This window comes from Burkholderia lata (genome assembly GCF_000012945.1).
Lineage (GTDB): Bacteria > Pseudomonadota > Gammaproteobacteria > Burkholderiales > Burkholderiaceae > Burkholderia > Burkholderia lata.
Map to the genome: position 1 here is coordinate 2,357,211 of NC_007511.1, position 14,439 is coordinate 2,371,649.

At 68.0% G+C, this 14,439-nt stretch carries 13 protein-coding genes and 1 pseudogene; 9 read left to right on the forward strand and 5 right to left on the reverse strand.

Annotated elements, in window-relative coordinates:
- Window positions 1-8: 8 nt before the first annotated feature.
- Both BCEP18194_RS33045 and BCEP18194_RS33050 read right to left on the reverse strand, forming a co-directional pair.
- Window positions 9-482 carry an A24 family peptidase gene (locus BCEP18194_RS33045; protein ID WP_011355656.1) on the reverse strand — a complete coding sequence of 158 codons (474 nt, stop codon included), beginning with the start codon at window positions 480-482 and terminating at the stop codon, window positions 9-11.
- An 88-nt stretch (window positions 483-570) separates the two neighbouring features.
- Window positions 571-753, reverse strand: coding sequence for a Flp family type IVb pilin (locus BCEP18194_RS33050; RefSeq protein ID WP_041493341.1), 183 nt, complete (start codon window positions 751-753; stop codon window positions 571-573).
- Window positions 754-1,610: 857 nt separating this feature from the next.
- Between BCEP18194_RS33050 and BCEP18194_RS33055 the strand changes: the two genes are divergently transcribed.
- From BCEP18194_RS33055 to BCEP18194_RS33080, 6 genes are all read left to right on the forward strand, one after another.
- Window positions 1,611-2,678 carry an ABC transporter substrate-binding protein gene (locus tag BCEP18194_RS33055; protein ID WP_011355658.1) on the forward strand — a complete coding sequence of 356 codons (1,068 nt, stop codon included), beginning with the start codon at window positions 1,611-1,613 and terminating at the stop codon, window positions 2,676-2,678.
- A 15-nt stretch (window positions 2,679-2,693) separates the two neighbouring features.
- On the forward strand, window positions 2,694-3,536 hold the full coding sequence (locus BCEP18194_RS33060) for an ABC transporter permease (RefSeq protein ID WP_011355659.1): 843 nt from the start codon (window positions 2,694-2,696) through the stop codon (window positions 3,534-3,536).
- Between the two features lie 39 nt (window positions 3,537-3,575).
- Window positions 3,576-4,397, forward strand: coding sequence for an ABC transporter permease (locus BCEP18194_RS33065; protein WP_011355660.1), 822 nt, complete (start codon window positions 3,576-3,578; stop codon window positions 4,395-4,397).
- A gap of 38 nt (window positions 4,398-4,435) precedes the next feature.
- Window positions 4,436-5,281, forward strand: a complete 846-nt coding sequence (locus tag BCEP18194_RS33070) for an ABC transporter ATP-binding protein (RefSeq protein WP_011355661.1) — start codon at window positions 4,436-4,438, stop codon at window positions 5,279-5,281.
- A 148-nt stretch (window positions 5,282-5,429) separates the two neighbouring features.
- Window positions 5,430-6,383 (forward strand): TauD/TfdA dioxygenase family protein, encoded by a 954-nt coding sequence (locus BCEP18194_RS33075; protein ID WP_011355662.1) that lies wholly within the window; start codon window positions 5,430-5,432, stop codon window positions 6,381-6,383.
- A gap of 158 nt (window positions 6,384-6,541) precedes the next feature.
- The gene (locus BCEP18194_RS33080) at window positions 6,542-7,489 is read left to right on the forward strand and encodes a TauD/TfdA dioxygenase family protein (protein ID WP_011355663.1); all 948 of its coding nucleotides are present in this window, start codon (window positions 6,542-6,544) and stop codon (window positions 7,487-7,489) included.
- Window positions 7,490-7,588: 99 nt separating this feature from the next.
- Here the strand turns inward: BCEP18194_RS33080 and BCEP18194_RS33085 are convergent, their stop codons facing one another.
- Window positions 7,589-9,250 carry an ABC transporter substrate-binding protein gene (locus tag BCEP18194_RS33085; RefSeq protein WP_011355664.1) on the reverse strand — a complete coding sequence of 554 codons (1,662 nt, stop codon included), beginning with the start codon at window positions 9,248-9,250 and terminating at the stop codon, window positions 7,589-7,591.
- Between the two features lie 291 nt (window positions 9,251-9,541).
- Between BCEP18194_RS33085 and BCEP18194_RS33090 the strand changes: the two genes are divergently transcribed.
- Together BCEP18194_RS33090 and BCEP18194_RS33095 are read left to right on the forward strand one after the other, a co-directional pair.
- Window positions 9,542-9,949, forward strand: coding sequence for a DUF427 domain-containing protein (locus tag BCEP18194_RS33090; protein WP_011355665.1), 408 nt, complete (start codon window positions 9,542-9,544; stop codon window positions 9,947-9,949).
- A 376-nt stretch (window positions 9,950-10,325) separates the two neighbouring features.
- Window positions 10,326-11,318 (forward strand): sulfonate ABC transporter substrate-binding protein, encoded by a 993-nt coding sequence (locus BCEP18194_RS33095; protein ID WP_011355666.1) that lies wholly within the window; start codon window positions 10,326-10,328, stop codon window positions 11,316-11,318.
- 39 nt (window positions 11,319-11,357) lie between these two features.
- Here BCEP18194_RS33095 and BCEP18194_RS33100 read toward each other — a convergent pair whose 3' ends face one another.
- Entirely contained in the window at window positions 11,358-11,942 is a 585-nt protein-coding gene (locus BCEP18194_RS33100) for a putative glycolipid-binding domain-containing protein (protein ID WP_011355667.1), read from the reverse strand.
- A 174-nt stretch (window positions 11,943-12,116) separates the two neighbouring features.
- Between BCEP18194_RS33100 and BCEP18194_RS33105 the strand changes: the two genes are divergently transcribed.
- Window positions 12,117-13,025, forward strand: a complete 909-nt coding sequence (locus BCEP18194_RS33105) for a LysR family transcriptional regulator (RefSeq protein WP_011355668.1) — start codon at window positions 12,117-12,119, stop codon at window positions 13,023-13,025.
- Between the two features lie 21 nt (window positions 13,026-13,046).
- Here BCEP18194_RS33105 and potE read toward each other — a convergent pair.
- Window positions 13,047-14,432 (reverse strand): annotated as a pseudogene (potE, locus tag BCEP18194_RS33110) (putrescine-ornithine antiporter).
- Between the last annotated feature and the right edge of the window lie 7 nt (window positions 14,433-14,439).

A 14,439-nucleotide genomic window follows, 5' to 3' on the forward strand; every position in this document is an offset into this window, starting at 1 on the left:
CCCCCCGGCTAGGTAAGCGAAACCGTGTGTGGAAACGACGCCCAGACGGCCAGCGTGCCGCCGAGCGCGAGCGCAACGCCGTACGGCACGCCGCGCGTGGCGACCGCGCGAACCGGGGCGGCGCGCCGCGGCCGCGACGCCAGCAATGCGACGCCGCACAGAACACCGCCCGCGCCGACGCCCGTCAGCACCGGAAACGCCAGTGCCGGGCCGGCCCACAGGAATACCGCCGCCGCCAGCTTGACGTCGCCTCCGCCGATCCAGCCCGCGTGGCGCATGCCGCCGAACAGCAGCAGCATCGCCGCACCGGTCGCGACATGGCCGGCCAGCGGCGCGAACCCGTCGCGGGCGAGCGCCGCCGCGACGAAATACAGCGCCGCGAACGCCAGCACCCCGCGATTGGACAAGCGCCGGTCGCGCAGATCCTGCGCGGCGAGCGAGGCCAGCAAGACCGTGGCCACCGACTGCACGAGCGTGAGCATGGGAGAGCCGTCCGTCGACACGCCCCGGCCGGATACGTTCTACCGCTGCGGATCCCGGTGTTCGTCGGTGGCGCGCGGGTTCAGGGGATCAGATCAGGCTCGTCACCTTGTTGATCAGCGTCGTGAACACGCTCGGCAAGCCGCCGCTGGTGCTGCTGAGGATCACGCCGACCGCCGCCAGCGCGACCACGACGATACCGGCCAGCACGGCGTATTCGAGCGAGCTGACGCCACGTTCGTCACGCAGCAGGGACTTGACGTATTGCAGCATGGCAACCTCCGTGTAACGGGGTCGATGACCGACCATTGAACGCAAAAAACGCTCCGTTGCTCCGGCGGTTGCGCAGGACGTTCGCCCGTTGCGACGCATGCGCGCGACCCTGGCACGAGGTCGTTCGCATCCCCCGGAATCCTCTCGATCACTGCAACACGCGGTGTGCAACGACATCTTCGATCGTTGCGTGCCGGCATTCGTGGTGCGGTATTCCGCGCCCGATGCAACCGCGCTGATTCGTCTAGGGTATAGACAATTTTTCAGGCGAATTCAAATTATTTGGCGTCGGAATGTATTTATGGATTTCACCCTGCAACGATGAAATTTCAGCCGCTCATTTACGGTCATTTTTTCTCACAACATATCGAATGATTCGCAAATCGGAACAGGCATGCCGACTGTTGCAGCGCGTGATTTACCGACCCTGTTTCCATTCGATTTATCGGCATTCCCGGCCGATCCGCATGCGCGCGCCTCGCCGCGCCTGACCTGCCGCCCCCGGCAAACACAACGGGACCGCAGCACATTTCCCTGACTACCCGCCCCGTTTTTTCACGCTGATTCGGCGCGTGATTCCCGCGAGAATCGACGCGCGTCTCCGTCGCAACTTTCCAATCGGCCATTGCCTGATTCCGCATCCGGCTTCAATCGACTTGATTGGAATCCTGATTGAATGTCAGATGCATGTGAATGCCGTTCTCATCCGGATAGAACGAAACAAGCGGCGCAGCAACCCGGAAAACGGCGATAAGCATAGTTCAATTCGTTTCTTGTCCGGCCCCGGCACGTCATCGAGAATGCGCCGACGGGCTGAGGCCCGGCCACGCTCCCCAACGTTCCGGATTCGTCGATTCATGCTTCCATTGCGCCTGCTTCGATCGCTGCTGATCGCCTCCCTCATTGCGTTGCCGGCCGCCGCCGCGCACGCCGACAAACCCGCCACCATCCGCATCGGCGTCGCCCAGCAAGGCGCCGGCGATCCGCCGACATTCGGCGGATCGAGTGCCGCCACCGCGCAGCTGCAGCAACTGGTCGAAAAGGAGTTCGCGGCCGACGGCATCAAGGTGCAGTGGCTGTTCTTCAAGGGCGCGGGGCCGGCCGTCAACGAGGCGATCGCCAACAAGGCGCTCGACTTCGCGTACCAGGGCGACCTGCCCGCCGTGCTCGCCCGGGCGAACGGGATCAAGACGCGCCTGCTGCTCGCCGCGAGCGTGCGCTCGGGCGTCAAGATCGCGGTGCCGCCCGACTCCACCATCCGCTCGATCAAGGACCTGAAGGACCGTCGCGTGTCGATCTTCCGCGGCACGAACCTGCAGCTCGTCGCCGACAATGCGCTCGCGAAAAACGGTCTCAATGAACGCGACCTGCGCGTGATCAATCTCGACTCCGCGAGCTCGCTTGCCGCGCTCGCGTCGAAGGGCATCGATGCGTCGGTGGGCGACTACCAGCTGTACAAGCTGCGCGACGCGGGGCTCGCGAAGATCATCTACGAATCGCAGAACGACGGCCCGCAGCTCACGCGCCAGACCCACCTGCTCGTGCTCGACGATTTCGAGCGCGCGCATCCGGACATCGTGCAGCGCGTCGTCAACGCACTCGTGAAGGGCGCGCAATGGTCGTCCGATGAAGCGAACCGCGATGCGCTGTTCAAGCTGTGGGCAAAGAGCGGCGTGCCGGTTTCGTCGTGGCAGGCCGACTATGCGAACCAGCGGCTGAAGGACCGTTTGTCGCCGCTGATCGATCCGTTCGTCGTCGCGCGCTACAAGTCCGTCGCGCAGGATGCGCTGGCGTTGAAGCTGATCCGCCAGCCGGTCGACGTCGATGGCTGGTTCGAGCCGAAGTATCTCGACAATGCGCTGCGCACGCTGAAGCTCGAAAGCTACTGGCAACGCTACGACGCGGCCGGCAAGCCCCTTTCCTGAACCGGACCCGTCACGATGAGCGACACCGCGTTTTCCGTCCCGTCATCCGGGCGCCATGCGCTCGCCGTGCCGCCGCATCGATCGGCGGCCGTGAAGCGGTGGTCGTGGCGGCTCGCGCCGTGGCTGCTGCCTGCGCTGCTGTTCGTGCTGTGGAGCGTCGGCAGCGCACGCGGCTGGATCGCGCCGCAAATCCTGCCGCCGCCCGAACGCGTGTTCGACGCACTCGGGGATCTCGCGACGAGCGGCGACCTCGTGCGCCACACGCTGATCAGCCTGCAGCGCGTGCTGGTCGGCTTCGCCGCCGGTACGCTGCTCGGCTTCGCGACCGGCGTCGCGCTCGGCCTGTCGCGCACGCTGGAGGCCTACGTGCTGCCGAGCTTCAACGCGCTCGTGCAGATTCCGGTGCTCGGCTGGCTGCCGTTCCTGCTGCTGCTCGTCGGCGTCGGCGAACCGCTCAAGTACCTGCTGATCGCGCATGCGGCGCTCGTCCCCGTCACGCTGAGCACGTTGCAAGGGTTTCGCCAGACACCGCCCGCGCTCGACGAAGTCGCGCGCGTATTCGGCTACACGCGCCGGCAACGCATCGTGCACGTCGTGCTGCCCGCCGCGATCCCGACGCTCGCGACCGGCGTGCGGCTCGCGTTCACGAAGTCGTGGCTCGCGCTCGTCGTCGTCGAGCTCGTCGCATCGTCCGAAGGGCTCGGCTACCTGATCGTGTACGGGCGGCAACTGTTCCAGCTCGATCTCGTGATGGCGGCCGTGATCGTCGTCGGCGCGGTCGGCCTGCTGATCAACCGGCTGCTCGATACGCTCGAAGCACGCCTGCGCCGCGGCGTGCCGTCCGCGTTCCGCGGCTGAACTGCCGGCCCAGCCCGCGTAACCGAAGGAGTCCCACCCTTGACGCATTCTGCTGCCGCGCCCGGCGTTACCCCGCCTGCCACCACCACCGCCCGCCGCCTGCATGCGCCCGACTGGCGCGGCTTCGTGCTGCCGCTCGTCGCGTTCGCGCTGTGGTGGGCGGTCGCTTCCGCACACCTCGTGAGCAGCGGGCTGCTCGTCGGCCCGGCCGACGTGTTGCGCACCGCATGGGCGCAGGCCACGAGCGGCGCACTGGGCCGCGCGCTGTCCGCGTCGCTCGCGCGTGAAGCGTGCGGGTTCGCGATCGGCGCGACGAGCGGGCTGCTGCTCGGCGCCGCGCTCGGGCTGTCACGCGTCGCCGCGCGGATCGTCGGCCCGAGCTTCGACACGTTCAAGCAGATCTCGCTGTTCGCATGGATTCCGCTGATTTCCGTGTGGTTCGGCCTCGGCGACGTCGCCAAGGTCGTGTTCCTGTCGCTCGCCGCGCTGCTGCCCGTCGCCGCGCACACCTGCGACGGCATTCACGCGGTGCCGCGCGCGTATGTCGACGTCGCCCGCGCGCTGCGCTACTCGCGGCTCCAGCTCGTGCGCTACGTGATCCTGCCGGCCGCGCTGCCGTCGATCTTCACCGGGCTGTATCTCGGCCTGATCTATTCGTGGCTCGCGACGCTCGGCGCCGAATACCTGCTGGTTGCCGGCAGCGGGATCGGCAATACGCTGATCGACGGCAGCGAACAGTTCCGGATGGATCTCGTGCTGTTCGGGATCATCGTCGTCGGCGTGACCGGCTGGGCGCTCAACGCGATCGCGCGTGCGATCGAGCGCAAGGTGCTGGCCCGGCGCGGCGACCTGACGCGCTGATCGACTTTTCCTTCCCTGCCCCCTTTCCTCGTACCGCCATGACGACCCTCGCCTCCGATTCGCTCGACATCCTCCACGTGAGCAAGCACTACGCGCAACGCGGCGCCACGCTCGCCGTACTCGACGACGTGTCGCTGCACGTGCGCGCCGGCGAATTCGTCACGATCGTCGGTGCAAGCGGTTGCGGCAAGTCGACGCTGCTGCGGCTGATCGCCGGGCTCGACGCCGACTACACGGGCGAGATCCGGGCCGGCGCCGAGCGCGTGCACGACACGTCGCTGCAGCGCGGGATCGTGTTCCAGGATCACCGGCTGTTCCCGTGGCTGACCGTCGCACAGAACATCGAGGCCGCGCTACGCAACGCCCCGCTCGATGCGGCCGCGAAGCGGCGCGCGGTCGCCGATCACATCGCGCTCGTCGGGCTGAACGGCTTCGAGCACGCGTATCCGAACCAGCTGTCGGGCGGGATGGCGCAGCGCGTCGCGATCGCGCGCGGCCTCGTGAACCGCCCGCGCGTGCTGTTGCTCGACGAGCCGTTCGGCGCGCTCGACGCGCAGACGCGGGCGCGAATGCAGAACGAGCTGCTGCGCATCTGGGAACAGGAGCGCATCACGATGATCCTCGTCACGCACGACGTCGACGAGGCCGTGTATCTCGGCGACCGTGTCGTGACGATGGCGCCGCGCCCGGGCCGCATCGAACGCATCGTCGATGTCGCGCTGCCCCGCCCGCGCCGGCGCGATTCGCCGGAATTCGCGCGGTTGCGCGACACCGTGCTCGCCGATTTCGACGACCTCGACCCGCCGGGTGACGATCGCCCGGGCGGCAAGCGCATCGACGCGCCGCGCCCGCACCGGATCGGCGAATGGCGGCTGGCGTGGTAGCGCGCACGACGCGCCGAATTGCTCAGCATGACGATGCATATCGATCAGCGCTGCGCACACGCTAAGGTTGTGACGATTCATCGGTTCCGATTGCGCGCGGTCCCTGCTTGAATGGAGACTCGACCGACCCGACTCCAGGAGACTCCCGATGTCCGAAGTCCAGCACGCCGCTCACCCGTCTTCGCATGCTTCGCACGCCGCGCCGCGCACGGCCGCCGCCCCGCTCCAGCTTCGCCAGGTCGCCGGCCGCATCGGCGCAGAGATCGCCGGCGTGCGGCTGTCGGGCACGCTCGACGACGCGACGTTCGACGCGATCCAGGCAGCGCTGCTGCGCCACAAGGTGCTGTTCTTCCGTGGCCAGCACCATCTCGACGACACCGCTCAGGAAGCGTTCGCACGCCGCTTCGGCGATATCGTTGCGCACCCGACCGTGCCGCCCGTCGACGGCAGCGCGCACCTGCTCGAACTCGATTCCGCGCACGGCGCGCGCGCCAATTCGTGGCACACCGACGTGACCTTCGTCGATGCGTACCCGAAGATCTCGATCCTGCGCGCGGTCGCGATTCCGCCGTTCGGCGGCGACACCGTGTGGGCCAACACGGCCGCCGCGTACACGCACCTGCCCGACCCGCTGCGCGCGCTCGCCGACACGCTCTGGGCGCTGCACACCAACGCATACGACTACGCGTCGACGCACGTGCATGCCGACGATACGCAACTGAAGCGCTACCGCGAAGTGTTCACGTCGACCGTCTACGAAACCGAGCACCCGGTCGTGCGCGTCCATCCGGAAACCGGCGAACGCACGCTCGTGCTCGGGCATTTCGTGCAGCGGCTCAAGGGGCTGTCGGCGCAGGATTCCGCGCACCTGCTGCAGGTGTTCCATGAGCACGTGACGCGTCTCGAGAACACCGTGCGCTGGAACTGGCAGGAAGGCGACGTCGCGATCTGGGACAACCGCGCGACGCAGCACTACGCGATCAACGACTACGGCGATGCGCGCCGCGTCGTGCGCCGCGCGACCGTGCACGGCGACGTGCCGGTCGGCATCGACGGCCGCCAGAGCGTCGTGCTGAAGGGGCCGGGCGCGACGCTGCAATAACGCCCGCGTCGCGCGGCGGCGGTGCTCCGTGCGCGCCGCCGCGCCTGCCCCGCTTTCCGCTACCGGACACCGACCATGCACTTCCCGCCCCCGGACCGACGCGCACACGCGCCACGATGTCGGCCCTCCGCCCCATCCACTTCCGCCAGGAGCGTCGCATGAGCGCCTTACTCGAACCCGCCGCCCAGCCGGTCGACGTGATCCCGCTGTCCGCCCATATCGGCGCGGAAATTCGCGGCGTCGACCTCACGCAACCGTTGACCACAGCGCAGATCTCGGCGATCCGCGCCGCGCTGCTGAAGTGGCGCGTCATCTTCTTCCGCGAACAATTCCTCACGCACGAGCAGCACGTCGCGTTCTCCGCGCAGTTCGGCGAGCCGACGATCGGCCACCCGGTGTTCGGGCACGTCGACGGGCATCCGGCCGTCTACTCGATCGCGAAGCATCGCAAGGCGACGCGCTTCGAAGGCGAACCGGTGCGACGCCCGTGGACCGGCTGGCACACCGACGTGACGGCCGCCGTGAACCCGCCGTGGGCATCGATCCTGCGCGGCGTGACGATCCCGCCGTACGGCGGCGACACGCACTGGACCAACCTCGTGCGGGCATACGAAACGCTGTCCGCGCCGCTGCGCGGCTTCGTCGACGGGCTGCGCGGCATTCATCGCTTCACGCCGCCGGCCGGTGCGCGTGCGACCGGTGCATTCGACGACGCGGTCGAACGCCGCCCGCTCGTCACCGAGCATCCGCTCGTGCGCGTGCATCCGGAAACCGGCGAACGCGCGCTGTATGTGAGCCCGAGCTTCCTGAAATCGATCATCGGGCTGACGCCGCGCGAGAGCCAGGCACTGCTCGAACTGCTGTGGGAACACGTGACGCGGCCGGAATTCACGATCCGCTTCAAGTGGGAGCCACGCAGCATCGCGTTCTGGGACAACCGCGCGACCGCCCACCTCGCGCCCGTCGACATCTTCGATCTCGACTTCGATCGCCAGCTCTATCGCACGACGCTCATCGGCGACGTGCCGGTCGGCCCCGACGGCCGGCCTTCAGTCGCGCTCGAAGGCTCGCCGGTCGAAGCGGCGGCGGCGGTCGCACTCAACTGAACTGACCGGACCTGACGGCAGCCGGCGCGTACTGCATCGCGCCGGCCTGTGCTGCCTTCACACCGCGCGGACGAGAGCGCCGTCCGCGCGGCGCTCCCCTCAATCCAGCCACACCCCATCGAAGCGGTGCCCGCCCAGCGGCGAGAACGTCAGCCCGTGCACACGCTTGGACACGGGCAGCGACACGATCGACGTCGCGATCGGCGTGAACGGCACCTGGTCCTTGAACACGACCTGTGCCTGTTCGTACAGCGCCGTGCGCTTCGCGACGTCCCCGTTGGAACGCGCCGCGTCCACCAGCTTTTCGAAATCCTGGTTGCACCACTTCGCGAGGTTGCTGCCGTGCACCGCGTCGCAACCGAGCAGCGTGCCCAGCCAGTTGTCGGGGTCGCCGTTGTCGCCCGACCAGCCGTACAGGATCGCGTCGTGCTGCCCGTCGTGCTTCGCGCGGCGGTTGTATTCGCCCCATTCGTAGCTGACGATCTTCGCGCGCACGCCGATCTTCGCCCAGTCCTGCTGGATCAGTTGCGCCATCAACTGCGCATTCGGGTTGTACGGACGCTGCACCGGCATCGCCCACAGCGTCAGGTCGAAGCCGTTCGGGAACCCGGCCTGCGCGAGCAGCGCCTTCGCGGCCGCCGGATCGCGCGGCGCATCCTTCAGGCGCGGGTTATACGACCATTGCGAGGGCGGCATCGGGTTCGTCGCGATCTTCGCGTCGCCGTTGAACACGGTCTTCACGATCGCCGACTTGTCGATCGCGATGTCGAGCGCGCGCCGCACGTCGACGCGATCGAGCGGCGCATGCTGCGTGTTGTACGCGACGAAGCCGACGTTGAAGCCCATCCCCGAGAACAACGTCAGCTTCGGGTCGCGCCGCACCGTGTCGAGATCGGCCGGCCGCGGAAACACCGATACCTGGCACTCGCCGGCCACCAGCTTCTGCAGGCGCGCGGCCGGATCGGGCGTGATCGCGAACACGAGGCGCGACAGCTTCACGTCGTCCGGCTTCCAGTAGTCGGGGTTCGCGTCGTAGCGGATCAGCGCGTCCTTCTGGTAAGTGCGCAGCAGGAACGGCCCGGTGCCGACCGGGAACTGGTTGATGTCGGCCTCGCGATGGCGCGCCGCGAGCTGCGACGCGTACTCGGCCGACAGGATCGACGCGAACGCCATCGCGAGATTGCGCACGAACACGACGTCGGGCGTCTTCAGCACGAAGCGCACCGTGTAGTCGTCGACCTTGTCGATGCGCGCGACGTTGCGATCGAAGCCGAGGTCGCTGAAATACGGGAAGCTGACCGGATAGGCCTTGCGGAACGGATCGTCGGGATCGAGCATCCGGCGGAACGTGAAGACGACGTCGTCGGCCTGGAACGGCCGCGTCGGCTTGAACCACGCGGTGGTCTGGAATTTCACGTCGCGCCGCAAGTGGAACGTGATCGTGCGCTGGTCGGGCGATACGTCCCAGCTCGTCGCGAGCGCCGGCTCGAGATCGAGCGTGCCGCGCTTGAACTGCACGAGCCCGTTGTAGATCGGGTACGTGCTCGCGTCGAAATCGGTACTCGTGGTGTGCTGGCCCGGATCGAAGCCGGCCGGGCTGCCTTCGGTGCAATACACGAGCGTCTTGCCGGACGGCGCGGCAAGCGCGTGCGTGGCCGCGCCGGCAAGCAGCAGCGACGCCGCGATGCAGCGCAGGGTGGCAGCAGCATGGGGTACGCCACGCGCACGACGCGCAGCTGACGAAACGAAAGCGTTCTTCATGGTGGCGGAGACAGGAGAGAGGGCTGTCATGCAAATGACGACGGCCGATCTTCGCGCGCCTCCCGCCGATCGCTTACCAATTAATTTCGCGTTGCTTATCGTCGTGGATGCATCCCGCTGCCCGTGCATGAAAACGTCCACGCGAGCGCCGGGCGGCCGTCTCGCGCCGCCGTCTTCCGGCCCCCTGCAGATTCTCCCGAAATGGCGCATCGTATCGTCTGGCCAACGTCGGTACGGACGCACCGGGATCCGCCCGGCGCCGCCGCGCCGCCGATTCCAGGAGGACCCACGATGCCTGTCAGCTCCGATACGTCCGCTCGCCCCGTGAAGACGCCGGGCCCCGATCACCCGATCACGGTCGAACCGCACCCGCGGCGCGTCGTGGTCAAGGCGGCAGGCAGGGTCGTCGCGGATACGCGCCGCGCGCTGGCGCTGCGCGAAGCCGCTTACCCGGCCGTGCTCTACATCCCGCGCGAGGACGCCGACCTGACGCTGCTGCAGCGTACCAATCACGCGACGTACTGCCCGTACAAGGGCGACGCCGCCTACTACTCGATTCCGGCCGGCGGCGAACGCGCGGTCAACGCCGTCTGGACCTACGAGGCGCCCTATCCGGCCGTCGATGCGATCCGCGGGCACCTCGCGTTCTATCCGGATCGCGTCGATTCGATCGAGGAAAGCCCCGCCGGCTCCGATTGAGGGTCGCGGCAGTCGTTCGTCGAATGCCGGGCGGCCACGCGCGCCAAGTCGCGATTTCGCCGACGCGGCCAGTCGTGCTGGCGTGCTGGCGTGCTGTCGTGCTGTCGTGCTGTCGTGCTGTCGTGCCGGCGTGCTCTGACGGGTTCCGGCGGGTTCCGGCGGATTCTTCCGCTGATCACCGGCCCGAACAACACCACCGAGCCCGCCGCTGATTTGCATATGCGGATTCGTTGGTTGGCCGCCGGCCCGCACGGCCGTATCGTCCTGAATCCGGCGCGGGCCGGCCCGCGGCGCGCATCGCCCGCATCGGGCCCCGCCCTGCGCCGACCGCGACGGCTTTCCGCGCGGCCCGTGAACCCGCACGCAGGACGCCTCGATGAACGACTTACCGCACGCAGACGTTGAACCGACCCCGGCGAACCCGCATCGCCGCCAGTGGCTGCAAGGCGCGGCCGCCGGGCTGGCCGGGCTCGCGCTCGGCCCGCTCGCGGGCCTGCCTGCACACGCGCAAGACAGCGGCACGCGGCTGCGCATCGGTTTCCAGAAATACGGCAACTTCGTCGTGCTCAAGGCACGCGGCACGCTGGAGAAACGGCTTGCAAGCCAGGGCGTCACCGTGCAGTGGCTCGAATTTCCCGCCGGCCCGCAATTGCTCGAGGGCCTGAACGCCGGCGCGATCGACGTCGGCACGGTCGGCGAGACGCCGCCGATCTTCGCGCAGGCGGGCGGCGTCGATTTCGTCTACATCGGCAATGAGCCGCCCGCGCCGCAGGGCGAGGCGATCGTCGTCCTGCCCGATTCGCCGATCCGCAACGTCGCGCAGCTGCGCGGCAAGAAGGTCGCGTTCAACAAGGGTTCGAACGTCCACTTCCTGCTCGTGAAGGCGCTCGAACATGCGGGCCTCACGTATGCCGACATCCAGCCGATCTACCTGACGCCCGCCGATGCGCGCGCCGCGTTCGTGCAGCGCAACGTCGATGCATGGGTGATCTGGGATCCGTACCTGGCCGCCGCCGAGCGGCAGATCGGCGCGCGCGTGATCGCGAACGGCGAAGGGCTCGTGCGCAATACGCAGTACTACCTCGCCGCGCGCAAATACGCGGCCGCTCACCCGCAGGTGCTGCGTGCGCTGCTCGACGAAGTCGACTCGGTCGATCGCTGGGCGCGCGACCATGTGCCCGAAGTCGCCACGCAACTGTCGCCGCTCGTCGGCCTCGACGCGCCGACGCTCGAAGTCGCGCTCAAGCGCGCCGGTTACGGTGTGCAGCCGATCAGCGACGCGACGCTCGCGTATCAGCAGACCATCGCCGATACGTTCAGCACGCTGAAGCTGATTCCGGGCAAGCTGTCGGTCGCGAGCGCACGCTGACGCACCGCCGCTGCCGACGCACGGCGCGGTACGCGTGAATCAACGCGCGGGTGCCGCGCCGATGCGCCGCCATTCGTCGTAGTCGGTGACCAGGCCCGCATCGTCGACCGCGATATCGGCCGCATACGTGCCGCTTTCGTAGCGGTACACGCGCTCCGCCGTACGCGTATAGCGCTGCTCGCCGCGCACGAATTCGAAATCCGGAAAGCGCAGCCACGCGGTGTGGATCACGGCTGCGTCACCGACGGCCAATCCGAGCCGCCGGATCGGCAGCGTATTCGTCGACGGGCTGAAACCGAGATCGAGGTCGGTCGCGCCCGCGAGCGCCGGTACGTCGACGCCATCGATCGTCCAGCGCCCCGCGTCGCATGCGATATCCCACTGCCGCGGCGGCTGCGTGCCGCCCCACTGCGTGATGCGTGCCGAGCGCGTGAGCCAGTCGGCGCCGCATGCGATCGCGTACTCGACCCGAAACGGCGAGCCGTCGATCGCCCCCGACACCACACCGGACAGGTCGACTCCCGTTCGTGATTCGCCAAGCCGGCACCATTCGGCCGCCTGCCACGTCCGCACGATCTGCCATGCAACGCAGCGCGTGCGCACCGCGTCATCCTGTTGCGTCATGTCTTCGTCTCCAGTCGATCGCACGGAAGCGAATTGTCACCCATCGCACCGGCAAATACACGCGGCGTCGCCAACCGATGGTCAGTATCGGCTCGCCGCGCACCATCGCGCAGCCCTGCTTTGGTACCATCCGTCGATCGGCATCAACCGGAACCGGACAAGGGGCGCGACTTCATGGATTTGCTGGCGACGATGCGCATCTACGTGAGGGTCGTCGAGCGCGGCACGATGTCCGGCGCGGCGCGGGATCTCGACATGGGCCAGCCGGCCGTCAGCGAGCGCATCGAGCGACTCGAGAAGCATCTCGGCACCCGGCTCCTGTTGCGCAGTGCGCGCACCCTCACGTGCACGGAAGAAGGCCGGATCTTCTACGATCGCAGCAAGGAGCTGCTCGAAGCAGCCGACGACGCGGTCGCATCGGTGTCGAAGACGGAAAACGCGCTCGACGGCACGATCCGGCTCGCGGCGCCGCAATGCGTCGGCGAAGTCGTGCTGCCGGGTGTGCTGATGCATGTCCGCACCGCGTATCCGAACTTGCACATCGATCTGGTCCTGAACGACGACATCGTCGATCCGGTCACGGAAGGCGTCGACATCTCGATCCGCGTCGGCCAGCTCGGCGACGGCGGGTTCGTCGCGCATCCGGTCGGCGCGGTCGGCCGCCGGCTCGTCGCCGCGCCGTCGTATCTCGAGCGGCACGGCCCGATCGATTCGAAGGCCGAACTCGCGAACCATCCGTTCATCCGCGTGAAAGGCGTGTTCGCCAGCGAGCGGCTGCCGCTGCAGCGCGACGGCGACGCACTCGACTACGCACGCATCCGCACGATCATGACGACGAGCCACTGGCGCCCGATGTTCGACACGATCGTGGCCGGCGGCGGCATCGGCGTGGTCCAGCAGCCGGCCTGCGCCGAGGCGCTCGCGGCCGGCACGCTCGTCGAGCTCCTGCCGCACTACGTGATTCCCGACTTCGCGCTCAACGTGCTCGTGCACGCGCAGCGGCCGCTGCCGCCGCGCGTGCGGGCCGTCGTCGACCTGCTGAAGCAGGACCTCCCGCCGCTGCTGGCCCGCCCTGCCCGGTAACGGCGGCGAGCGCCGCCCCCGTCACGCCTGCAGCGACTTCCCCGGCTCCTTCACGTGGGCGTCGACTTCCATCTGGTAGAAGCGCGCGCTGACGAAGCCGAACAGCGTCCAGCCGAGGAACACGCACAGGCCGCCGAGCATCAGCGCCTGCTCGCCCGAGCTGAACAGCGCATAGAAGCTGTACGCGGTGGCCACCATCGCGATCGCGTTGGTCAGCAACGCCTTCGCCGGCGGCACCTTCGCAACCTTCTGGATCGTGATCAGCGCGGCCATCGACATCACGTAAGGCACGAGGTTCGTGACGACCGCGAGATCGACGATCTTCTGGAACTGGCTGCTCAGCTCCGGGCTGATCGTCATCAGCGCCAGCGCAACCTGCGCCACGAGCAGGATCACCATCCCGACGATCGGCGTGCCGGTGCGCGTCGCCCGCGCGAACACCGGCAGGAAGTAACCGACGTCCGCCGAGCTCTTGAACACCTGCGCGACCGTGAACTGCCAGCCGAGCAGCGAGCCGATACATGCGATAACCATCAGCGCGGTGACGATCGTGCCGACCGTCGGCGTGAACATCGTCGCGAACGCGATGCCGAACGGCGCGTTCGACTTCGCGAGGATCGCGTTGGGCACGATCCCCGCAATCACGTTGGTCGACACGATGTAGAAGATCGCCGACGCGATCGTGCCGCCGAGCACGGCGATCGGCACGTTGCGCTCCGGATTCTCGACGGCGTCCGAGTTCGCGCACGCCGATTCGAGCCCGAGGAACGCTCACAGCGTCACCGCGATCGAACTGCCGACGGCCGGCCCGAACGGGATGTTGTTCGGGTTCCATGCGGCGCCCCAGGTCGCGCCGCTGAACCAGAACCAGCCGATCAGCGACACGACGACGACCGGAATGATCACGCCCCACACCGTCACCGCGCCGATCCGGCCGGTGATGCGCGAGCCGCCGAAGTTCGCGACCGTCGTGAGCACGAGCAGGAAGATCGTCCACAGGCCGGTCTGCAGCGGCGACAGTGTCGCGTCGAACAGCACGGTGCCGTAGCCAACGGCCGTGACGCCGATCGCGACGTTGGCGATCACGAGCGACAGCCCGTACGTGTAGTTCGCCATGTAGTTGCCGGCCTTGCCGAACGCATATTCCGCGTAGCCGCCCATCCCGCCCGGCTTGCGGCTCAACATCCCGCAGCGCGCGAACGCATAGGCCAGGGCAAGCGAGCCGCCGGCCGTGACGATCCACGACAGCAGCGAGATCGTGCCGACCTGCGCGAGCTTCGACGGCAGCAGGATGATGCCGGAGCCCATCATGTTGACCGCCGTGAGGATGGTGAGCTGCCAGACGTTCATCCGGTTCTTCGGCGCGGCCGCGGGGGCCGCGTCGGACATGCGCGCTGTGTTTTCCATGATGTCG